Annotated in this window: 20 protein-coding genes, 1 tRNA gene and 1 pseudogene; 11 read left to right on the top strand and 11 right to left on the bottom strand. The window is 70.5% G+C overall.

The genetic code is table 11. The annotated features are described in order from the left end of the window. Positions 1-284: 284 nt before the first annotated feature. A complete protein-coding gene (locus ACZ4V1_RS12220; RefSeq protein WP_468333267.1) occupies positions 285-1,313 on the top strand; it encodes a Yip1 family protein in 1,029 nt (342 codons plus the stop codon). Positions 1,314-1,398: 85 nt separating this feature from the next. On the opposite strand, the gene ACZ4V1_RS12215 is transcribed toward ACZ4V1_RS12220, so the two are convergent. Together ACZ4V1_RS12215 and dcd are read right to left on the bottom strand one after the other, a co-directional pair. Then, the gene (locus tag ACZ4V1_RS12215) at positions 1,399-1,896 is read right to left on the bottom strand and encodes a phosphoribosyltransferase (protein WP_121748162.1); all 498 of its coding nucleotides are present in this window, start codon (positions 1,894-1,896) and stop codon (positions 1,399-1,401) included. A gap of 39 nt (positions 1,897-1,935) precedes the next feature. After that, on the bottom strand, positions 1,936-2,511 hold the full coding sequence (dcd, locus tag ACZ4V1_RS12210; RefSeq protein ID WP_239765110.1) for a dCTP deaminase: 576 nt from the start codon (positions 2,509-2,511) through the stop codon (positions 1,936-1,938). A 509-nt stretch (positions 2,512-3,020) separates the two neighbouring features. On the opposite strand from dcd, the gene ACZ4V1_RS12205 reads away from it, so the two are divergent. Both ACZ4V1_RS12205 and ACZ4V1_RS12200 read left to right on the top strand, forming a co-directional pair. Beyond that, positions 3,021-3,094, top strand: a tRNA-Gly gene (locus ACZ4V1_RS12205). Between the two features lie 396 nt (positions 3,095-3,490). After that, positions 3,491-3,625, top strand: coding sequence for a hypothetical protein (locus ACZ4V1_RS12200; RefSeq protein ID WP_468333262.1), 135 nt, complete (start codon positions 3,491-3,493; stop codon positions 3,623-3,625). A 188-nt stretch (positions 3,626-3,813) separates the two neighbouring features. On the opposite strand, the gene ACZ4V1_RS12195 is transcribed toward ACZ4V1_RS12200, so the two are convergent. Then, positions 3,814-4,110, bottom strand: coding sequence for a hypothetical protein (locus ACZ4V1_RS12195; RefSeq protein ID WP_468333259.1), 297 nt, complete (start codon positions 4,108-4,110; stop codon positions 3,814-3,816). A 94-nt stretch (positions 4,111-4,204) separates the two neighbouring features. Beyond that, positions 4,205-4,855, bottom strand: coding sequence for a peroxiredoxin-like family protein (locus ACZ4V1_RS12190; protein WP_468333256.1), 651 nt, complete (start codon positions 4,853-4,855; stop codon positions 4,205-4,207). A gap of 369 nt (positions 4,856-5,224) precedes the next feature. Here ACZ4V1_RS12190 and ACZ4V1_RS12185 point away from each other — a divergent pair, with 369 nt between their 5' ends. Together ACZ4V1_RS12185 and ACZ4V1_RS12180 are read left to right on the top strand one after the other, a co-directional pair. After that, positions 5,225-5,824 (top strand): TetR/AcrR family transcriptional regulator, encoded by a 600-nt coding sequence (locus ACZ4V1_RS12185; RefSeq protein WP_468333253.1) that lies wholly within the window; start codon positions 5,225-5,227, stop codon positions 5,822-5,824. Positions 5,825-6,091: 267 nt separating this feature from the next. After that, positions 6,092-6,634, top strand: a complete 543-nt coding sequence (locus ACZ4V1_RS12180) for a DUF1707 SHOCT-like domain-containing protein (RefSeq protein ID WP_468333250.1) — start codon at positions 6,092-6,094, stop codon at positions 6,632-6,634. A gap of 175 nt (positions 6,635-6,809) precedes the next feature. On the opposite strand, the gene ACZ4V1_RS12175 is transcribed toward ACZ4V1_RS12180, so the two are convergent. Both ACZ4V1_RS12175 and ACZ4V1_RS12170 read right to left on the bottom strand, forming a co-directional pair. Further along, positions 6,810-7,457: a hypothetical protein gene (locus tag ACZ4V1_RS12175; protein ID WP_468333247.1), complete on the bottom strand. Its 648-nt coding sequence runs from the start codon at positions 7,455-7,457 to the stop codon at positions 6,810-6,812. A gap of 16 nt (positions 7,458-7,473) precedes the next feature. Further along, positions 7,474-7,575 (bottom strand): annotated as a pseudogene (locus ACZ4V1_RS12170) (alpha/beta hydrolase); the annotation flags it as partial. 369 nt (positions 7,576-7,944) lie between these two features. On the opposite strand from ACZ4V1_RS12170, the gene ACZ4V1_RS12165 reads away from it, so the two are divergent. The 3 genes from ACZ4V1_RS12165 to ACZ4V1_RS12155 all read left to right on the top strand — a co-directional run bounded on the left by ACZ4V1_RS12165 (position 7,945) and on the right by ACZ4V1_RS12155 (position 11,088). Continuing rightward, positions 7,945-9,129, top strand: a complete 1,185-nt coding sequence (locus ACZ4V1_RS12165; RefSeq protein ID WP_468333244.1) for a sensor histidine kinase — start codon at positions 7,945-7,947, stop codon at positions 9,127-9,129. After that, entirely contained in the window at positions 9,130-9,807 is a 678-nt protein-coding gene (locus ACZ4V1_RS12160; RefSeq protein ID WP_468333241.1) for a response regulator, read from the top strand. A 447-nt stretch (positions 9,808-10,254) separates the two neighbouring features. Next, positions 10,255-11,088 carry a PIG-L family deacetylase gene (locus tag ACZ4V1_RS12155; protein ID WP_468333238.1) on the top strand — a complete coding sequence of 278 codons (834 nt, stop codon included), beginning with the start codon at positions 10,255-10,257 and terminating at the stop codon, positions 11,086-11,088. A 293-nt stretch (positions 11,089-11,381) separates the two neighbouring features. Here the strand turns inward: ACZ4V1_RS12155 and ACZ4V1_RS12150 are convergent, their stop codons facing one another. Beyond that, positions 11,382-11,948, bottom strand: coding sequence for a CGNR zinc finger domain-containing protein (locus ACZ4V1_RS12150; protein ID WP_468333235.1), 567 nt, complete (start codon positions 11,946-11,948; stop codon positions 11,382-11,384). A gap of 103 nt (positions 11,949-12,051) precedes the next feature. Between ACZ4V1_RS12150 and ACZ4V1_RS12145 the strand changes: the two genes are divergently transcribed. Then, positions 12,052-13,224, top strand: coding sequence for an epoxide hydrolase family protein (locus ACZ4V1_RS12145; RefSeq protein WP_468333232.1), 1,173 nt, complete (start codon positions 12,052-12,054; stop codon positions 13,222-13,224). Between the two features lie 218 nt (positions 13,225-13,442). Here the strand turns inward: ACZ4V1_RS12145 and ACZ4V1_RS12140 are convergent, their stop codons facing one another. Further along, complete coding sequence (locus ACZ4V1_RS12140) at positions 13,443-14,126, bottom strand: TetR/AcrR family transcriptional regulator (protein WP_468333229.1); 684 nt, start codon at positions 14,124-14,126, stop codon at positions 13,443-13,445. 92 nt (positions 14,127-14,218) lie between these two features. On the opposite strand from ACZ4V1_RS12140, the gene ACZ4V1_RS12135 reads away from it, so the two are divergent. Then, entirely contained in the window at positions 14,219-14,944 is a 726-nt protein-coding gene (locus ACZ4V1_RS12135; RefSeq protein WP_468333226.1) for an NAD(P)-dependent oxidoreductase, read from the top strand. 135 nt (positions 14,945-15,079) lie between these two features. Here the strand turns inward: ACZ4V1_RS12135 and ACZ4V1_RS12130 are convergent, their stop codons facing one another. Both ACZ4V1_RS12130 and ACZ4V1_RS12125 read right to left on the bottom strand, forming a co-directional pair. Beyond that, positions 15,080-17,140 carry a flavin monoamine oxidase family protein gene (locus ACZ4V1_RS12130; protein WP_468333223.1) on the bottom strand — a complete coding sequence of 687 codons (2,061 nt, stop codon included), beginning with the start codon at positions 17,138-17,140 and terminating at the stop codon, positions 15,080-15,082. A 319-nt stretch (positions 17,141-17,459) separates the two neighbouring features. Then, positions 17,460-17,837: a VOC family protein gene (locus ACZ4V1_RS12125; protein WP_468333221.1), complete on the bottom strand. Its 378-nt coding sequence runs from the start codon at positions 17,835-17,837 to the stop codon at positions 17,460-17,462. 284 nt (positions 17,838-18,121) lie between these two features. On the opposite strand from ACZ4V1_RS12125, the gene ACZ4V1_RS12120 reads away from it, so the two are divergent. Continuing rightward, on the top strand, positions 18,122-18,895 hold the full coding sequence (locus ACZ4V1_RS12120) for a polysaccharide deacetylase family protein (protein ID WP_468333218.1): 774 nt from the start codon (positions 18,122-18,124) through the stop codon (positions 18,893-18,895). A gap of 33 nt (positions 18,896-18,928) precedes the next feature. On the opposite strand, the gene ACZ4V1_RS12115 is transcribed toward ACZ4V1_RS12120, so the two are convergent. Then, positions 18,929-20,143, bottom strand: coding sequence for an NAD(P)/FAD-dependent oxidoreductase (locus ACZ4V1_RS12115; protein ID WP_468333215.1), 1,215 nt, complete (start codon positions 20,141-20,143; stop codon positions 18,929-18,931). Between the last annotated feature and the right edge of the window lie 201 nt (positions 20,144-20,344).

The following is a 20,344-nucleotide window of genomic DNA, read 5'->3' as shown; positions in this document are numbered from 1 at the left end:
CCGTTTGACGTACGGCGGCCCCCGACCCGAGCGGGTCGGGGGCCGCCGCCGTTCCCGGGACCGGGACCGCAGGGCCCACCTATGGGACCGGGACCACGAGGTGGGCGTCTCCATCGTCGAAGTCGCCGACGGCGAGGAGGTCCGTGCGCCTCCCCGTCCCCGTCCCGGTCCCGGTCCCGGTCCCGTGGGCCTTACCCGTCCGAACCACCGGCCCACAGCAGCTCGTCAGGTTCCGAGCGCCCCTGCTGCCCCCTAGGGGACACCCCGGTCAACCCCCGTAGGGGATGTCACAGGTCGGCCGCAAAGGCCGCCCCGAAAGGCCGGGCCCCGCACGTCACTCTCCGGGACCAGGTACGTTCGAAGGCGTGGCTGGATTCAGGATCGGACGCGGCCGGAACAACGGCGCTCCCAACGCGCGACCGCAACACCCTCCGTACGGACAGCAGGCGCCCCAGGGACCGCCGTACGGCGGTCCCGCGACGCCTCAGCAGCCGTACCCGCAGCAGCCGTACGGGGGTGGCGCCCCCGGCCCCGGCCCCGGCTCCGGCGGCTCACCGTGGCCCCAGCCGCACCACGGCGGCGGGCACGGCGAGCCGGAGTACTTCGGCGACGGCGGCTACGGCCAGGGCGGCCACCACGGAGCCCAGGCCCCGCACGACCCGTACGCGGCCAACAACCCTGGTCACACCCAGGCGTTCACCGTCGGCGACGACCCCTACAACCAGGGCGGGACCTACCGCGCCGGCTCCGCCCCGCCCCCCGGCCCGGTCGGCCCCCGCCTGCACTGGAAGGCCCTCCTGAGGGGCGTGGTGCTCGCCCCCAACCAGACCTTCCTCCAGATGCGGGACTACGCGATGTGGGTCCCGGCGCTCATCGTTACGTTCCTCTACGGGCTGCTGGCGGTCTTCGGCTTCGACGGCGCCCGCGAGGAGGCGATCAACGCCACCCTCTCGAACGCGGTCCCGATCGTCCTGACCACGGCCGTGGCGATGGTGCTGAGCGCGTTCGTCCTGGGCGTGGTCACCCACACCCTGGCCCGCCAGCTCGGCGGCGACGGCGCCTGGCAGCCCACGGTCGGCCTCTCGATGCTGATCATGTCGCTCACTGACGCCCCGCGCCTGGTCTTCGCGATGTTCCTCGGCGGCGACGCGTCCTTCGTCCAGGTCCTCGGCTGGGCCACCTGGGTCGCGGCCGGCGCCCTGCTGACCCTGATGGTCAGCCGCTCGCACGACCTGCCCTGGCCGAAGGCGCTCGGCGCGTCGGCGATCCAGCTGATCGCGCTGCTGTCGATCGTGAAGCTGGGCACCTTCTGACGACGGCCTGACAGGCGTGTGAAGGGCCCCCGGTGTCGCGCCGGGGGCCCTTCACACGCCCGCGTCGTCCCTGAGCCGCCGGACGTCAGGCGTCGAGCACCTGCCCGGCCCGCCGCACGACCGGGGGCTGGACGGACCACGGAAAGTTGATCCACTCATCGGTCCGCTTCCACACGTACTCGCACTGGACGAGCGAGTGGGACTTCTCATAGATCACGGCGCTGCGGACCTCGGCGACGGTGTCGAGGCAGAAGTCCCGCACCAGCTTGAGCGTCTTGCCGGTGTCGGCGACGTCGTCCGTGATGAGGACCTTCTTCCGGGAGAAGTCGATGACATTCGGCACGGGCGCCAGCATGACCGGCATCTCGAGCGTGGTCCCGACCCCGGTGTAGAACTCCACGTTCACGAGGTGGATGTTCTTGCAGTCGAGGGCGTAGGCCAGCCCACCGGCCACGAACACTCCGCCGCGCGCGATGGAGAGCACTATGTCCGGCTCGTACCCGTCATCTGCGACGGCCTGCGCGAGTTCGCGCACGGCGACGCCGAACTGCTCGTAGGTCAGATTCTCCCGAACGTCGCTCATACCCGCGTCCCGCCTGCGTTCTCGCTGCTCATACCCGGCTCATACCTGGGTCCGATGGAAGTTGATGAAGGACCGGGAGGCGGTCGGCCCCCGCTGGCCCTGGTAACGGGACCCGTACCGCTCGCTCCCGTACGGGTGCTCGGCCGGCGAGGTGAGCCGGAACATGCACAGCTGCCCGATCTTCATCCCCGGCCACAGCTTGATGGGCAGGGTCGCGAGATTGCTGAGCTCGAGCGTCACATGCCCGGAGAAACCGGGGTCGATGAACCCGGCGGTGGAGTGCGTGACGAGCCCGAGCCGCCCCAGCGAGCTCTTCCCCTCCAGCCGCGAGGCGAGATCATCGGGCAGCGAGACGACCTCGTACGTACTGGCCAGCACGAACTCGCCGGGGTGCAGGATGAACGGCTCGTCCCCCTCCGGCTCGACGAGCCGGGTCAGATCCGCCTGTTCGACGGAGGGGTCGATGTGCGGGTACCGGTGATTCTCGAACACCCGGAAGTAGCGGTCGAGGCGCACGTCGATACTCGACGGCTGCACCATGGAGTCGTCGAAGGGATCGATGCGGACCCGCCCGGAATCGATCTCGGCCCGGATGTCCTTGTCTGAGAGAAGCACGCACCGAGGATACGCAAGGCGCGCGGAGCAGCGACAACCGCCGCCACGCCGCGCGCGTGAACCCACCCGGGGTGTGAGCTACCGCTTCTCCGAACCCACCGGCACGGCACTCCGCAGCCGCGCACACCGCGGACATCGGACGAGCCGGCCGGGGCCGAGTCGCTCGGCCTGCTGCATCGGGAACGAGGCGGCGGTGAACACGTGCCCATCGGCACAGCGGAGGACGGTGCGATCCATCAAGTTCTTCAAGTCCCTTCCCCAAGAGCCGCGTCTGGCTTACTATCCTGACGACAAAAGCCACAGTACGGGATCAAAGAGACGACTCTCCAGGCGGCACTCCGGCCCCTCCCGGCACCTCTCCCACGCGTCCACCGTACGCCTCAACTCCGGCCCCCCGCAGCGGCATCACTCCGCCCCAACGCCCGCCGGCCCCGCGGCGCGAACACCGGGGGCCGACGATGAGGTAGAGTGACGGAGCGTCCAGGCACCGACCTCGGTCGGCGTCTTGCGCGGGTGTAGTTTAATGGTAGAACATCAGCTTCCCAAGCTGAGAGCGCGAGTTCGATTCTCGTCACCCGCTCCATGAAGAAGGCCCAGGTCATCGATCTGGGCCTTGTTTGTTGTCCAGTCCAATTCAAGGCTGGCGTGCCCTCCGTATGCCCCAAGCCGAGGCAGAGCGGTCACCCCGCGACGCACACGGGCCACTCAGGACGACTCGAGATTCCAGCCGTCTCAAGTGACGAAACGCGTTTCGTGTGGCTTGCCTCACTATCGCGGGCCATGCCTGCGAAATCACGTACGCACATCAGCAGTTCAGGGCGGCTCGTGCGGACCACGGTGCGCGGAGCCCGAATCGGAGTCGGCGTGACCTGTCTCGCCGCACCGCGTGCGGCCGCCACATGCCGTGAGGGCCCCGTTGTCGGTGGTGTCGGTGGTGCTCATTGGGCTTCTTGACGTCGCTGACGGCAGGAGACCGCGCATGGCAGGGTCCGAGATCAACAAGCGGGGCATCGAGAGGATGCAGCGAGAGATCGCGAAGGAATTCGAGCGCGCGGCCCGTAAACATCCAATCCGAGTCCCGATCCAGGTGGGCACCTCGGACATTGCCGCCTGAGTACCGGTGACTGCGCTCCGCACAGTTTCCGCCGTGGCGGCAGAGAGGATCCTTTTGAGGTGGATCTCGAGAGCCATGTCGGATCGTGGGGACATGAGCAGGAGTCCGGCGCACGGGTCTGACACGTCACCCGACGGAGTTTCTGTTGGCTGCACGGTAGTGGTGCCCCAGCGCCGGCATGCTCCGCATCAGTCTCCGGCTGTTCGGACGTGGCCCAGCCGCAGAGCTGCCTGCGGGGCCGCCCTCCACGGTCTTGAGATATCACCGTAGGGCTCCCAGCCGTACCGCCGCATGCCCTGCGCGTCCTGCAAGTGACCGGCCGCTTCCAGCAGTTCGGCGCACTGACGCCAGGCGTACGGGTCACCGGTCTGCGAGACGCGGCGGAGCCAGGCGAGTGCCTCGTCCGTGCGACCCGCGATGCGGAGCAGCTCGGCCACGGCGGACCGTTTGTCCGGGTCGCCCTCCTCGCCTCGGTATCCGCGCACGGCTTCAGCCAGTCGACGTCTCCTTCGGTGCGGCCGGACTCGCCGCGCCTGACAGGCTCTGACAGCACTCGTGGCGCTGGTCGGGCTGCCCGCGTCAGGCCAGCGCGTCGAGCGTGGCGAGGATGTCGGCCGGTTCGGCGCGGGTGGTGTAGTCGGTGTCGACGAAGGCCCAGCGGATCAGGCCGTCGCGGTCGATGACGTACGTGGCGGGCAGCGGCAGGGTGCGGGGGTGGCCGGCGTTGACGCGCTGGAGATCGAAGCCGAGCTTGTCGTAGACGGCGGCGAGGTCGTCGGGGAGGTCGAAGGCGAGGCCGTACTGCTTGGCTGTGTCGGAGCCGATGTCGCTGAGGACGTCGAAGGCGAGGCCGTGCTTCTCGGTCAGGGTGAGGGACTCATCGGGGATCTGCGGGGAGACGGCCACCAGGCGGGCACCACGTTCGGTGATGGCGTCGTGGTGCTGCTGGAGAGAGCGCAGGGCGATGTTGCAGTACGGGCACCAGGCACCGCGGTAGAAGGTCAGGACCACCAGGCCCTCGGCGAGCAGGGCGTCCAGGGACAGGGTCCGCCCGGTCGCGGAGGGGAGGCTGAAGCGCGGGGCCTTGTCGCCCGCTGTCAGGGCGCGGTCGGCCTGGCCGGAATCGGCCAGGTCCTGCCCGGCCCGCTGCATGATCTCCCGGATCCCGGCCGGGATCTGCTGCTGACGCGCTTCGTAGAAGGTGCGAAGTTCGGTGTTGAGGGTGGCCACGGTGCTCGTTCCTCCTGGTTGGCGACTGGAGCGGGGCCGGACGCGAGGAAGCGTCCGGGGGGTACCCGCGAGCGATTCTTGAAACGGTCGTTCCAAGATAAGGCTATGCGTAGTCCCGCGCCAGCCGTACGGAGATGCCGATGCGTCGGAGGCAGGGTGTCCGCGACCCGTACGCCGCCGTCCAGAGAGCTGGTAGGCGATTCAGGGGGGCAGGGTCGCGGCGCACGGGCGCCCACCGGGCGGATCGTGGACGAAGCTGGACGCCTTCGCGCTGATGGGCGACCTGCCCCGCTCCATCTGTCAGCCCCTTCGCGGCGGGCTGAACGGGGAGTATCTTGGAATCCCTATTTCAAGATGGCGGGGTGAAACGTGCCGGACATCAAGCACTTCGATCCGGATGCCACCTTGGAGACCGTGGTGCGACTGTTCTGGCGGCAGGGCGTGGCCTCGACCGGGATCCAGGACGTGGTGACCGCGACCGGGCTCAACCGTTCCAGCCTGTACGCCACGTTCGGCGGCAAGCAGCAGCTCTACCTCGCCGCGCTGCGCCGGTACATGGAGCAGCGGTCGGAGCCGATGTTCCGGCGCCTGGCCGAGGACGAGCGGGGCCTGCCCGCAGTCTCCGAGTTCTTCGGCGGCCTGATCCAGGCGCGTTGCTCGGGCGAGTACGCCCGCTGGGGCTGCATGGTCTCCAACGCGCACGCCGGGGCCGAGAACAGCGATCCCGAGGTACGCGCCGTCCTGGACCAGCACCACCGAGGGCTGCGCGAGGCGCTGTACGCCGCCCTCGGCACCGCCGACCGCGAGGGGCAGCTCGCCCCCGGCGCCGACCCCGGATCTTCCGCGGATCTGCTGGCGCTGCTCGCCTATGGCGTCAACCTGCGCTCCCGTGCCGGTGCGGATGCCGCGACGCTGGGCAAGACGGTGACCGCCGCCCTGGACTCGATCGGCATCCGGGCGGCGGCATAGAGGTGCGGGGGATCCGGCTCGACCGGGGTTTTGCCCAGCTGGTTCACCGGAGTACTGCGGGACGGCTTCGCGCTGACAACCGTCGGCGCGTACGCGGACCTCGCGGCGGTCGCCCACGACGGGGTACGGGCATTGCCGTCTGGGCCGGCGGACTGGACGGGAGATGGTGAAGCCGCAGCCCGGCACATCCTCGGCCGTCACCGGACGCGTTGCCCGCCATGAGCCCTTGACGGGTTCACATCTCCGACTCGGCAGTACGGTGAGACGGTGACCTCCTTACCGGAAGAATCGCCGTCGCTGATCGGTGAAGACGACCGCGACAAAGCCGTGCAACGCCTACAGGAGGCGTACGCCCAAGGACTCGTCTCGCACGATGAGTTGGACGAGCGCCTTCATCAGGTGCTCACCGCCAAGGCGCGAAGCGAGCTGGCGTCGGCGTTGGTCTCGCTCCCGGAGGAGCACCCGGGAAGCACGGCCACGATCGCCGCCGCCGGCGGACGGATCAAGCGGCGCGGTGCATGGCGAGTGCCTCGGGTCCTCAAGGTCGGGTCGGCATATGGAAGGGTGCGCCTGGATCTGTCCCGGGCGATCATCGAGCATCCGGTCATCGACATCGAGCTGCAACTGGGAACCGGCGGGGCCAGAATCACGGTGCCTCGTGACTCGGTGGTCGACGTCGACGGCTTGAGCACCGGGTGGAAGGACCTGCGCTACAAGGTGCCGCGACGTTCCCGGCCCGGCGGGCCGGCGATCCGAATCTCCGGGGCCATGGGGTATGGACGTTTGAAGATCCGCCACGCCCGGCGTTGAGACTCCGTCCGTCCGGCACGGCGGCCCCGCCTGCTGCCGGGGGAGCTTGCGGGCGGCCTGCTGCGGAGTGGCCTGCTTCCTGCTCGACAGGGTGGGTGGGGCCGTTCTCCGTGCCCGTGCCCGCGAGCGCGAGCGACGGAGGGAATCTCGGACGACCGGTCCGAGGAAGCGGGGGTCATGCGCCGTCGAGCAACCGGCTGTAGCGCAGCCGCAGCGCCCGCTCCGTGCTGGCCGCCGCAGTGGCGAGGCCGATCGCGGTGTTGAGCCAGGCCGGCAGATCGATGGGCGAGACGAAGGTCCCGGTGTGCCGGGCGATGCCCTCTGCCTGGGTGAGCTGTTCGGTGAGCTGCGCGATGAGGAGAACCAGGCCGATGACGAGCACGAGCGCCGAGAGGAATCCGATGCGGCGGCTCAGTGCCGGGTGCGCGCGGTCGAGGTGCGCGCGGCGTCCCTCGGCGGAGCGCCGGTCCGGGATGAGCTGGTGCTCGGCCCCCTCTGCGCTGACGTAGTGGCAGCGCTTGAGCCCGAAGCCGCTCATCCTCACTTCGACGGTGCCGCCCTGGACGGGGAAGGCGGCGGGAAGTCTGGACTCGGCACAATGCCTGCCGTCGAGGTACAGGTGGGCTTTGACGTTGCCGGACGACTGATTCTGCCAGTGCCTGACGTCGACGGCGTAGCGGGTCTGCCGTCCGGCAGGGTTCGTCAGCCGAAGATGGAACAGTGCCCGGAAAGGCATCTGCCACCAGCGGAACCGCTTCAGCGCTCGCCCGTCCCCGGGCTCGACCCGCTGCACGGCTCGACGATGCCGCCACTCCTTCAGCATGCCCCTGCTCCCGCCACTTGCCCGGCTCCGCCGCGCAGGCGAGGTCCTGCGGCGGGCACTGCCCAGTGGTCAGGTACGCCGTCACCGCGTCGTTCGCACACGGACGGGGGGTGGTGGGCACCCCCGGGGCACGTGCCCCACCGCCACCGCACGGTGTCCGGCGTCGTGGCGGCCGTGTCCTGCGTCGCCATCGACACGCCCGGAAGCACGGTCAGCGCCACGGCGGTCGCCGTCACGACGGTGGCAGCGAAGGCGAGGGGCGGGGTCCTTTGGTGCATCTGAGGTCTCCTGAAGGGCGCACGGGAGCGTCGGCGCGGGCGGGGCCGCCGGCACGGAGACGAGTCTCTTCGTGCGGCGCGGCCGTCACATCGGCCCGGCGGCTCGAACCGTCTTCGACCAGAGACGGGGCAGCCATTCGACTCTGGTCGAGGGTCGCCTCAACCTCAGGGCGGACTCACCCGCCGTTCGGTCTCGCGATACTGACCAGGTGAATACAGACGTCGCACCACGGCTGGGCGCGTGGCAGCAGGCATGGCGGCTGGTGGCGGCTGCGGCACTGGGGGCACCCGTCTGGCTCGCCACGGCCGCGCAGCTGCCACGGGGGTGCGCGAGCGATACGTGTTCGTGGTTCGCCACCGGGGACCCGCTGGTGGCTCTCGGCTGCCTGGCGGCGCTCTGGTGGCGGCGGCGGTTCCCGCTCACCGTCGCCATGACCGTCGCGATCGCCTCGACCGTGTCGACACTCGCCACCGGCACCGCGCTGCTGGCTCTGTGCTCGATCTCCACTCGTCGCCGTCCGGTGGAGATCGGGGTCGTCGCACTGGCCTACGTGACCGGGTCGCAGTTCGCCGTAGGGCTCTATCCGCTCCAGGTCCCGCCCGTCTCGATGTGGTTCCAACTCGCGGTCCCGGCGCTGACCGCGGGCATCGCGGCGGCCATGGGCGTCGCCATCGGCGCACGGCGCGTCGAGGTGCGGTCCTTGCGAGACCGGGCGGAGAGCGCGGAACGGGAACAGACCGCACGAGCGGCGCGGGCACGGGCCCTGGAACGGAACCGGATCGCCCGCGAGATGCACGACGTGCTCGCACACCGGATCTCCCTGGTCGCCATGCAGGCCGGAGTGCTGGACCACCGCCGCGACCTCTCGGCCGATGAGAACCGTGTACTGGTCCGCGGCATCGCCGACGGCTCCCACCAGGCACTGGAAGAACTACGGGACGTCCTCGGTGTGCTCCGAACAGACCAGGGCCGCCCGGAACCACCGCAACCCTCCTTCGGGCGAATCCCCGAAATGGTGGCCGCCGCCCGCACGTCCGGAGTGGACGTCACGCTCACCGCCAACGTGACGGGAGAGCCGTCCGACGTCATCGGACGAACCTGCTACCGGATCGTCCAGGAGGGAGTCACCAACGCCGCCAAACACGCCCCAGGCTCACACGTGCACATCACCCTCGAAGGAACAGCGGGCGACACACTCGACGTCAGCGTCCACAACTCCCCGGCCACCCGCACGAACGCACAGCCACCGGCGTCGGGATTCGGGCTGCTCGGCCTCATCGAACGAATGGAACTCGTCGGCGGAAAACTCGACCACCACCCCACACCCGACAACGGATACCTCCTCACCGCACGACTGCCCTGGCCACATCCCACCCTCGAGAGGAGACCCTGAGTGGACAGCGAGCGGGAGCCGGTGCGTGTCGTCATCGTCGATGACGAACAGCTGGTGCGCATGGCGCTGCGGCTCGTCATCGACGGCGAACCCGACATGACGGTCGTCGCGGAGGCGGCGGACGGGGAAGCCGCGATCACCGTGGTGGACGAGCAGCGGCCGGACGTCGTCCTGATGGACGTGCGGATGCCGGGCCGTGACGGTCTCAGCACGACCCGGGAACTCCTCACCCGGCCGGTGCCCCCACGGGTGCTCATGCTGACCACGTTCGACTCCGACGATCTCGTACTCGGCGCACTGCGCGCGGGAGCGCTCGGGTTCGTCCTCAAGGACACCCAACCGCGGCAGATCCTGGACGCGGTCCGGACCGTCGCGGACGGCAACCCCGTACTGTCCCCCGCCGCCGCGGCACGGGTGATCGCCGCAGCCACCGGCCCGCAGTCCTCGCACGCTCGCAGCTCCTCCCGGGAGGCCGCGCGGAAGCAGCTGTCCGCACTGACCGAACGAGAACTCGACACCGCTCGGGCCATCGCGGACGGGCTGGGCAACCGGGAGATCGCCGAGCGGCTGCGTATCAGCATCGCGACCGTCAAGGCGCACACCGGCAGCCTGTTCGCCAAGCTGGCGGTCGAGAACCGGGTGCAGATCGCACTCCTGGTCCGCGACGCGGAGGAATGACCAGTCCGGCGGGGGGTGGCGATGCCCGCACCGCCGCCGGAGCAACCTCGCAGACGGTCACGCCTGCCGGGCCACGCTGTCCAACCAGCTTCCGGGCGGGACCAGCGTGCCGGTGCACCGGCACGGGCCCGCCCCGCGCGACGACACGAGAGGGCGCGATCTCCCGCGGCCCCGACCCCCGCCCCCTCAGCCCCCGCCCCCCGGCCGCCCACGGCCCACGGCCCACGCCACATGCGGTCAAAGCTGTCCGACGCCCGGAAGTCCAAGCGGCCGCGGCGGGAACAACCCGTGCGGCCGGCACGGTTGCACGACCGAGGGAGCGGCGCCGCACGGGCGGGGAGTACGGAGGCCGAGAGGCCGTCCGCCCCGCCGGTAGCCGGCCCTCGAGATCGCGGTACGACCGCCGCACACCTGGTCCCAGAGGTAACTCCGCAGGAGGACTGTTTCATGACTGACCGGCCCTTGACGCTCATGGCGGTACACGCCCACCCCGACGACGAGGCCACCGGGACCGGAGGGGTCCTCGCGCAATACGCGGCGGAAGGCATCCGCACGGTTCTCGTGACGTGTACCGACGGCGGCTGCGGTGACGGTCCGGGGGGTGTCAAGCCGGGCGATCCCGGGCACGATCCGGCGGCGGTCGCCTCGATGCGCCGTCAGGAACTCCAGGCCAGCTGTGACGTCCTGAAGATCAGCGATCTGGAGATGCTGGACTACGCCGACTCCGGGATGATCGGCTGGCCGAGCAACGACGCCCCCGGATCCTTCTGGCGGACCCCCGTGCGGGAAGGGGCGGCACGACTCGCGGAACTCATGCGTCACTACCAACCCGATGTGGTCGTCACCTACGACGAGAACGGCTTCTACGGCCACCCCGACCACATCCAGGCCCACCGCATCACGATGGCGGCGCTGGAGATGACCGGGCTGACACCGAAGGTGTACTGGACCACGATGCCCCGCTCGATGATGGAGCGGTTCGGCGAGATCATGCGCGAGTTCCACGAGGACATGCCGGAGCCGGACCCCGCCGAGGCCGCCGCGCTGGCCGAGATCGGCCTCCCCGACGGCGAGATCACCACGTGGGTGGACACCACCGCGTTCAGCGGGCAGAAGTTCGACGCGTTGGCGGCGCACGCCAGTCAGGGCGAGAACATCTTCTTCCTCAGGATGGGCAAGGAGAGGTTCGGCGAGTTGATGGGCATGGAGACCTTCGTACGGGTCCAGGACACCACCGGCGCGGCCGTACCCGAGAGCGATCTCTTCGCCGGACTGCGCTGATCCGCCCGTCAGGTCGAGCAGACCGGCCCTGCTCCTGCGCCGCCGCGCCACCCGGCGTGAATGAAGGATGATGACGGCGGCGTTGACGGCGGCGCCGTCGTCCCGCAGGCCGGGAGACGCTGTCGACGAGGGCGAGGGCGAGGACGAGGACAGGGGCGAGGGCGGGGGCGGGGGCGGCACCGGGGCGGGCGTTGCGTGGCCTCGCGCATAAGGTCTGCTGCTGCCGCGTCCATGCCCTGTCATGTCATGCTCGCGGCCAGGAGGCGGGCGACGGTCTATCCGGGGGCGTTGCGCTATCCGGGGGCGTTGCGCTGGTTGGCATGGAAGCGCGCCTTCTTCTGGCGATTCCCGCACGTGTTCATGTCACACCATCTGCGCGTGCGACTGCGGCTGGTGTCGAAGAAGGCGGCTTGGCAGGTCGGGGACGCGCACAAGGCCAGTCTTCCGTCTCGTTCGCCTGCGATGACGCTGATCGCGTCGGCGGCGATCACACCGAGGGCGTCCTCCACGCAGGCAGCCGAGCTGAGCCGCCATCGCCGCTCGCCCTCGGGCGTCAGGAGCGGCGCGGCCCGGCCCCGGGCGCTGCGGTCGTTGATGACTCGGACGGCAGACGCAGGGAGCGCTTCCTGGATCGCGGCCGCGGTCGCGGCGGCGTGAATCGACTCCCTCAGTTCCCGGGCGAGGTCGAGCTGGGCGGTGGTGCAGGAGTCCACGGCGAGGCCGTTCACCGCCAGCCAGTCGACGAGTCGGTGCGGCGTGGGGATGCGCTCCACGGCGTTGCCATGACGCTCCGACAGAGTGCCCGTGAAGCTGGTCGCCAGCACATTGCCGAGGCGGAAGTCGGGGAACTCAGCAGGCATGGAACCACCATAGCCGGTTGCAGCGCGCTCCGGAGGACTGCTAGAACCGTCATAGCCGGTTCGCGACAGATCGCAGCCGGTTCCGCGACGGCCAGGAGGTCCCATGCCCCGCCCGACCAGCGACGTACAAGCGTTCGAAGCCCACGCGTCTGACGCCGACCTCGACGATCTGCGCGCGCGACTGGCCGCGGCACGGCTGCCGGAGGCCGAGACGGTCCGTCGCGCCGCGCCCGGCCGTCGCCGATGGGACCAGGGGGTTCCTCTCGCCGACCTCGTCGACGTCGTGAACTACTGGCGCACCGGGTACGACTGGCGGGCGTTCGAAGAGCGCCTGAACCGCATCGGCCAGTTCCGCACGACCATCGACGACCTGGGAATCCACTTCCTGCACCGCCGGTCCGCGCGCACGGACGCCACCCCTCTGGTCTTGACGCACGGCTGGCCAGGCAGCATCGCCGAGTTCGTCGACGTGGTGGACGAGCTGGCGGATCCGGAAGACGCGGAAGCGCCGGCGTTCCACGTCGTGGTCCCGTCGCTACCGGGCTTCGGTTACAGCGACAAGCCGGCCACCACCGGGTGGGGGACCGAGAAGATCGCGGCCGCCTGGGTGGAACTGATGGGAAGGCTCGGCTACAGCAGGTTCGCAGCCCACGGCGGTGACTGGGGAGGCAACATCACCACGGTCCTCGGCGGCAGGTTCCCGGCGCACGTTCTCGGCATCCACACCACGTTCGCGGAGGCGCCGCCCGGGTTGACCACGGAGGGGCTGACGGCGGTCGAGCGCGAGTGGACCGAGGAGACCCGCGATTTCTGGCTCCGGCGCGCGGGGTACGCGAAGCAGCAGTCGACCCGGCCGCAGACCATCGGCTATTCGCTCGTCGACTCACCGGTCGGGCTTCTCGCCTGGATCCTGGACAAGTTCGCCGAGTGGTCAGACACCGAAGACAGCCCGTTCGAGACGATTTCCAGAGACCGCGTTCTCGACGACGTCACCCTGTACTGGCTGACGCGGACCGGCGCGTCGTCGGCCCGCATCTACTACGAGAGCCACAACTCGCTGGACCCCGAACTCCGGGTCGACGTCCCGTCGGCGATCAGCATGTATCCCCGCGACATCGAGAAGTCTCCGCGCCCCTGGGCACGGGAACGCTACCGGCACATCGTCCGATGGAGGGCGCCCGAAGCAGGGGGGCATTTCCCGTCGCTGGAGGTTCCCGGGTATTTCGTCAAGGATCTGCAAGAGGGCCTCGCGGCAGTACTGGCCGCCAACCGCTGAACGCGGCTCGGTGAACGCAGTTCCGTGAACGCAGTTCCGTGAACCGGCACCCGCTCACCGCCTGGTCACGCTCGAGGCGTTGCCCGACGGCTCCCGGGCCGAGCTCATCGAGACGGCGGAAGACGGGCTCCGCCTTCGGAGGGGCGGAAGGCGGAGCCCGCCTTCGGAGGGCCCAGGTCATCGACTTGGGCCCTCTCGCCGTACCCAGGCCGCTGCCCCTAGGCGCTCGCGGTCTCGTCCGGGTGGAGGGCGTCGAGGACGAGGGTGATGCCGAAGGCGAACTCGTCCGCGTAGTCGTAGCCGGGCTTGAGGGTGTACTCGGTGGCCAGTTCGGTGAGGTGGGGGTAGGCGTCGGCGGGCATGTCGCGCAGGATGGTGTCCGCGACCTCGTGCAGCTCCGCCGCGCCGGTGAACGGCAGGCTCAGCTCCTGGAGCACGAAGCCGTAGAGATAGCTGTCGATCAGCGAGATGGCGTGCGCGGCCATGGGGACGGAGAAGCCTCCGGCGCGCAACGCTCCGATGACGGCGTCGTGGTGGCGCAGGGTCGCGGGTCCCGGCTGGGAGCGGGAGTCCATCAGGCCGATGGCCCACGGGTGGCGCCGGAGGACGGCACGGGCGGAGACCGCGCGGTGGCGCATGGCGCTCTTCCAGTCCGTGTCGCGCGGCGGCAGGTCGATCTCGCCGAACACCGCGTCCACCATGCCGTCGAGGATGTCCTCCCGGCCTGCCACGTGGTGGTAGAGCGACATCGCCTCGACTCCCAGGGGTTCGGCGATGGCCCGCATGGTGAGCGCGGCCGACCCCTTCTCGTCCGCCACCGCCACCGCCGTACGAATCACGCGCTCGCGACTGAGCGGGGTGCGCGCCGCCGCCCCGCGCCGGCTCTTGGCTCCCTCGCGCATCCGTTCCTCCTTCCGCTCCCTTGACCGCCTTACAGCATAAGGCTAGCTTGCCTTACAACATAAGGTCGCCAGGTCGGCGAAGGGGACACGGCATGAGTACGGATCGTGTGAAGAAGGTCTGCGTCATCGGGGCCTCCGGGAAGCTCGGGCAGTACATGGTCCGGCAGGCGCTGGAACGCGGCTACGAGGTGGTCGGCGTGTGCCGGGAGGGCAGCGTGCGGAAACTGGCCGCGTTCGAAGGCCGGATGACCGTGGTCCCCGGCCCCACGAACGACCCGGAGGTGATCCGGCGGGCGGTCGCCGGATGCGACGGGGTGCTGACGGTGCTGGTCCCCTGGGGTGTGCGGCAGTACGCGTCGGGCACGGCACAGGCGGTGCTCGACCACGCACCGCCCGGCGCGCGTCTGGTCTTCTCCTGCGGCTGGCACATCACGCGCGACGGCCAGGACAGGTACTCGCGGATGTTCACCCTGGGCGTCCGGATCGCCGCCGTGCTCGGCAGACTCGTCCGCGCCGTCGAGATCGACGACCAGGTGGAGGCGTGCCGCCGGGTGTTCGCCAGCGACACCCGGTGGACCGTGGTGCGCGGCAGCAGCCTGGAGGAGGGCCAGAGCCAGGGCCTGCCCGTGTGGAGCCGGCACGTGGGCGATCCGGTACTGGCCAGCGACCTGACGCGCCGGGTGGACTTCGCGCTGTTCATGGTGGAGGCACTCACCGACGACACACTCGTCCAGCAGGCCCCGGCGATCGTCGGCTGCCGGACTCCCAGCGCCTTGGCCCATGCCGGCGACCTCCACAAGGGCGACAAGGGCGCCTAGGGCCTGTCGTCTCGCGCCGGGCCGCGCCCGCGTCGCCTCCGCCCAGATCGGTGACCTGGGCCTTGGCGCCGAAAGAACGTGATCGGGCCGGCGACGCAGCCTGCCTTCTCGTGGTGGCGGCCGCGCCCGCCGCTGTCAGCCTGTGTGCACCTTCAGGGCGGATCGGACGGCTGATTCGAGGGCGCCCTCGATCCAGGCGGGTTTGATTGAGGTGTGGTCCCCCGCGAAGTGCAGCGGTCCCTCCGATGTGGGGATGTCGGGGAACAGCTCGGTGTGCTGGCCGGGGAAGAGCACGGACGCCTCGCCGTAGGCGTAGTGGTCACGCATCCACGACTGGGTCTGGCACTTGCCGGTGAAGAAGACCTCGCACCGGCGGCCGAAGACGGCCTGCACTCCGGCGAGGGCGCGCAGACAGCGCTCCTCGTCGGCGTAGGCGTCCCACTTGAGGGCGTCGTCGGACCAGCTGTAGGAGGCGAGCACGATGCCGCCGTCGCTGCCTTCCATGGGATGGGCGTGCTCGAAGTACATGAAGCGGTTGGCGTTGTCGCTGACGGAGCCGCCACCGCGGACGTGAGCGGCCTCGGCCTCACCTTCCCCGGCGGGCCGGAAGGCGGCGAAGCAGTGCTTGTACGCGTCGGGGACCGTCACGCCGAGGGCCTTCACGGACTTGTGGGCGCCGAGATACCCGGCGTCCGTGACCTTGCCCGCCCGGTACTTGTCGTAGAGGCCGTCCTCGACGCTGTCGAGGGCCTGCTTCCACTGCTCCTCGGTGAACTCCCACCAGCGCTGGGAGAACTCCAGCAGCACCTTGGTCGCGGCGTCGTAGTGCAGCTCCGCGACGGCCCGGCGCTTGCCGTACGACAGCGGGGGGTCGAAGGTGACGTGCCGCAGTCCGGAGAAGGGAACGGTGATGATCGCCTCGTCGCCCTCGAAGACCTCTGTGGTGCCTCCCTTGCCCGTCTGGCAGTCCTCGGAGACGGTGTGCACCCGCACCTTGCCGCCGGCCCGCTCGATGCGCACGGCACGCCGGTCCAGCCGCACCTTCCCCTTCACCGGCGCGTACAGCGCGTCGGCGAGCAGCGCGGTGCCGCCCTTGATCTCCCAGAACCTGGTCTTGGGGTCGATCAGCGCGCTGGACAGGAAACTGTGCAGGAAGGAGAGGTGCAGCCGCGAGGTGAGGTTCTGGATGGTTCCGATCAGGTCGATGGTCCTGGTGCCGAGCCCGGCGGCCTCGGTGAGGTAGCGGTACATGGACCAGTGTCCGTACCTCTTGAGGACCTCCGCCCATCCGTCGACGAGAGCCGTTCCCTCCTTGCCCCGGACAAGGAGGTGTGCGGGTTCGAGGGCGTCCGCGAGGATGGCCGCGGCGGTCCTCTTCCGGTTGGCGCCGGTGATCCCGAAGGTGCCGTTGACCCTTTCCGGGTTCTTCTCGTAGTCGGCCCGGCGCTCACGGATGCCGTTGACGTGGATCCAGGTGCGGTTGGTCTTCTTCGCCGGGTCGTCGGGGTCGACGTCGACCAGGTAGAACTCCTGGCGGGGCAGGTCGAACTTCCTGAGCAGGGCCATGAGGAGCGGGTGGCTCTCCGGCAGCCGCATGGCCCCGCCCTCGGCGTACTGCCGGGGGTCGGCGAAGGGCTGCCTGCCCTTCTCGTGACCGCCCTTCCGGAACGTCTTGATACGGCCGCCGACCCGGTTGCCGTTGGCCTCGATCACGACGACGTCGTGGCCCGCCCGGTTGAGCAGGTCGGCGGCGAGCAGTCCGGCCGGGCCGGCCCCGACGACCAGGACCCGCTTCGTGGCCTTCCCCCGGCTGGCCGGCAGGCCGTCGTCGACTGCCTTCACGTAGGCCGGGACCAGGGACTTGTCGTGTTCGTCGTAGACGACGACCGCGCGGGCGACCGTCCTGTACGCCTCGGGGTCGGTGCCGGGCGGCGCCGCGGCCGGCCTGACCGAGGGCGCGGTGGCGGGACTGAGCGCGGTCGCGGAGGCGGCGGAGGCGGCAGTGAGCCCGACGGCGAGTGCCGAGGCGCCGGTCGCGGTGACCACGGAGCGCCGCGAGGGCGTGGTGCCACGCGGTGCCGGCGGTCGAAGCGGCGTGTCGTGAGTGCCGGAACCGGGCTGCTCCTCACCGACCGCGCGGGGATCCCCGCCGAACCGCGTGCTCACGCCTGAGGTGTTCGTGTCCTGAGTGTTCATCACGTCCCACTCTTGGTGCACGAACGACACGGAGGCAGCGCCCTCACACGGACGAGGCACCCAAACCACTCGATCCGGGCCGCAGGCCGTACCGAGGTTCACCCGCGGCCCGCGCTCACGCGTGCGAAGCGCCCGGTGAGCGCCGGATCACGGCGGAGTGGTAGGTGTGGTGGCCCGCTCCGGCGACAAGCTCGGCCTGCGGGCCGGGGAGCGGTGCGGCGGCATCGGGACCTCGGGCACGACGGCCGCCGTGCCCGAGGGCGTCCCAGCGGCACGACCGGCCGGGCCCGATCCTGGCGGGCGCTGCCCGCGAGGGTCGTCAGAGTGTGTCGAGGCGAGCCTTGAGCAGGCAGAACTCGTTGCCCTCGGGGTCGGCCAGGACGTGCCATTGCTCCTCGCCGGACTGACCGATGTCGGCCGGGCGTGCCCCGATCTTCAGGAGACGCTCGAGTTCGGCGTCCTGATCGCGGTCGGTGGGATTGACGTCGATGTGCAGCCGGGACTTCCCCGCCTCCGGCTCGTCCCTGCGGCTGAGGATGATCGTCGGCTGCAGACCGCCGAACCCTTCGCGCGGCCCGATCTCGATGCAGTCCTCCTCGCGGTCGAGCACGACGAAGTCCAGGACCTCGCACCAGAATCGCGCCAGCACCTCGGGGTCGCGGCAACCCAGCACGAGCTCACTGATACGGCATGCCATTGACGAAACCTACTCTCAGCGGGGGTACCGCCGGGGTGGCCGCGCGGATCTCGTCGGCTCCCGGCGGTGGGGACACCCTCGGGACCGTACCGGGCGCGGCGGGCGGGGGCGAGAAGTTTTCGGCGGCGGACGACGCTCCCGCGGGCCGCCCGGTTGTCCGCGGACTTCCCTGGTTTTGTCCGTGATCGGTAACGGACGGAGCCCGAGGGCGCCCTTCTCCGTCCTGCCAGTTGATCCCGGCGGTGCTCGATGACCGGCGGACGACTACGCGAAGGCGGGCGGACATGGCACGGCACGGTGGCGGGCGGGGCTGGTACGGCAAGGTGGTCGGGGCGGCTCTCGGGGTGACGGTGCTCGCCGTCGGTGCCTCGCTGTGGACCGCGCAGGCCGACGCCGTGGGCGGCGCGTCGCCGAAGGCGTCCGCTTCCGCCACGCCGGGCAGCGGCGTCAAGCCGGTCGACGTGACCATCGCGCACGCCTCGGACAAGGGGGCGCGCGGCGTCAACATCACCATCGACGACGGTCCCGACCCCGCGTGGACCCCTCAAGTGCTCGACCTGTTGCGCGAGTACGGGGTGAAGGCCACGTTCTGCGTGACGGGGACGCAGGCCGAGGCCCATCCGGACCTCGTGAAGAAGGTGGTCGCGGACGGGCACCGGCTGTGCGACCACACGGTGTCGCACGACACCGCCATGGACAGGAAGTCCGAGGCCTACCAGTCCCAGGAGATACTCGACGCCGAGCGCATGATCACCAAAGCGTCCGGGGGCGTGCGGCCGATGTACTACCGGGCGCCCGGCGGGGCGTTCACCCCCTACAGCCGCAAGCTGGCCGCCTCCCGGGGCATGCGCCCGCTGGGCTGGAACGTGGACACCAAGGACTTCGAGCGGCCGGGCACGGACGCCATCGTCGAGACCGTCCAGCGGGAGCTGCCCAACGGGCCGACGATCCTCTTCCACGACGCGGGAGGAGACCGCTCCCAGACCGTCGAAGCCCTGCGCCGTGTCCTTCCCTGGCTCGAGGAGCAGGGCTACTCCTTCGGCTTTCCGGTGCGTTGAGGCCCCAGCCGCCCCGGTTTCGGTGTCCGTTGTTCAGGCCGACGTCCCGCTCGCCGCGGCCGGCTCCGGCGTGCGGGGCGCGACCGGGCGGCGCCGGGTCGGCACGCCGAGGGTCGGGTTGGCCACGCCCCAGGCCGCGGCCTTGCAGACGAGTTCCTTGTAGACGGCGGCGAGCCGCCCGGTCAGCGCCGCTCGGACGGCGCGGTCGTCGGCGGTGACGTACTGGATCAGTCCCTCCCTGCGGCCCAGCGAGATGCACTGGTTGAAGTAGCGCAGGGCCGTGTTCGGGAGCTTGCCGCCGGTCAGGCGGGCCGCCACGGCGTCGGCGGCCTGCCACGCGGTGGGGACGCCCGAGGCGCACGACATCCGCAGCGGCTTGTCCCCGGGGCCCGCCACCAAGGCCGCGTCACCGATGGCGTACACGTCCGGGTGCGACACCGAGCGCATGGTCCCGTCGACCACGATGCGGCCCGTGTCGGTGACGTCCAGGGTGGTGGCCCGCGCGACGGGGTGGACGGCGAAGCCGGCGGTCCACACCGTCACCGCGGCCGGAACGGCGGCGCCGTCCGCGATGGTGACGTGGTCCGCACCGACGGCGGTGACGGCGGCGTTCTCGTGGGCGGTGATACCAAGGGTGCCGAACACCTTCCGCAGGTGCCTGCGGCCCTTGGGCGACAGCCAGTCGCCCAGGCCGCCCCGGGCCGTCAGCGCCACGTCCAGGTCCGGGCGGGCCTCGGCGATCTCGGTCGCGGCCTCCAGGCCGGTGAGCCCGCCCCCGACCACGACCACGGACTGTCCGGCGTCCAGCCGGGCCAGGCGCTCGCGCAGCCGGAGCGCTCCCGGGCGCCCGGCGATCTCGTGGGCGTGCTCGACGGTGCCGGGGACGTCCCGGTGGTTCCAGGCGCTGCCGAGGGCGTAGACGAGGGTGTCGTACCCGAGTTCCCCGGACTCCGCCGGGCCGCCGTCCGCGTCGGTGGCGGTGACGGCGACCGTCCTGCGGTCGACGTCGACGCCGGTCACCTTCGCGATCCTCAGTTCCACCCCGGTACCCGCGAACATCTCGCCGAGCGAGCGGGGCCTGAGGTCCCGACCGACCGCGACCTGGTGCATCCTGACGCGCTCGACGAAGTCGGGCTCGGCGTTGACGAGGGTGATGGCGACGTCCTCGCGGCGCAGCCGCCTGGCGAGGCGCCCGGCGGCGACGGCTCCGGCGTATCCGGCTCCCAGGACGACGATACGGTGCTGCATTTCCTGCTCCTTGTCTCCGGTGTTCCGGGGGCTCCGGTGTTCCGGGGGCTCCGGTGTTCCGGGGGCTCCGGTGTTCCGGGGGCTCCGGTGTTTCCGGGGGCTCCGGTGTTTCCGGTCTCCGAAGCTTCCGGCGGGCTTCGTCCCCTGAACCGGGCAGCCCGTCGTTTCCTGACAGGAGCGGGGCGTGACGCACGTCACACG

The organism is Streptomyces sp. NPDC028991, assembly GCF_055564775.1.
The sequence above is the reverse complement of the archived record's forward strand: the minus strand, read 5'-3'. Positions and strand labels throughout refer to the sequence as shown.

Bases quoted from the DNA above. Each gene is read 5' to 3' on its own strand.
- ACZ4V1_RS12220 (WP_468333267.1), top strand. From the start codon at position 285: ATGTCACAGGTCGGCCGCAAAGGCCGCCCCGAAAGGCCGGGCCCCGCA.
- ACZ4V1_RS12215 (WP_121748162.1), bottom strand. From the start codon at position 1,896: ATGAGCGACGTTCGGGAGAATCTGACCTACGAGCAGTTCGGCGTCGCC.
- ACZ4V1_RS12200 (WP_468333262.1), top strand. From the start codon at position 3,491: ATGGCAGGGTCCGAGATCAACAAGCGGGGCATCGAGAGGATGCAGCGA.
- ACZ4V1_RS12175 (WP_468333247.1), bottom strand. From the start codon at position 7,457: ATGCTGAAGGAGTGGCGGCATCGTCGAGCCGTGCAGCGGGTCGAGCCC.
- ACZ4V1_RS12155 (WP_468333238.1), top strand. From the start codon at position 10,255: ATGACTGACCGGCCCTTGACGCTCATGGCGGTACACGCCCACCCCGAC.
- ACZ4V1_RS12150 (WP_468333235.1), bottom strand. From the start codon at position 11,948: ATGCCTGCTGAGTTCCCCGACTTCCGCCTCGGCAATGTGCTGGCGACC.
- ACZ4V1_RS12145 (WP_468333232.1), top strand. From the start codon at position 12,052: ATGCCCCGCCCGACCAGCGACGTACAAGCGTTCGAAGCCCACGCGTCT.
- ACZ4V1_RS12140 (WP_468333229.1), bottom strand. From the start codon at position 14,126: ATGCGCGAGGGAGCCAAGAGCCGGCGCGGGGCGGCGGCGCGCACCCCG.
- ACZ4V1_RS12135 (WP_468333226.1), top strand. From the start codon at position 14,219: ATGAGTACGGATCGTGTGAAGAAGGTCTGCGTCATCGGGGCCTCCGGG.
- ACZ4V1_RS12130 (WP_468333223.1), bottom strand. From the start codon at position 17,140: ATGAACACTCAGGACACGAACACCTCAGGCGTGAGCACGCGGTTCGGC.
- ACZ4V1_RS12125 (WP_468333221.1), bottom strand. From the start codon at position 17,837: ATGGCATGCCGTATCAGTGAGCTCGTGCTGGGTTGCCGCGACCCCGAG.
- ACZ4V1_RS12120 (WP_468333218.1), top strand. From the start codon at position 18,122: ATGGCACGGCACGGTGGCGGGCGGGGCTGGTACGGCAAGGTGGTCGGG.
- ACZ4V1_RS12115 (WP_468333215.1), bottom strand. From the start codon at position 20,143: ATGCAGCACCGTATCGTCGTCCTGGGAGCCGGATACGCCGGAGCCGTC.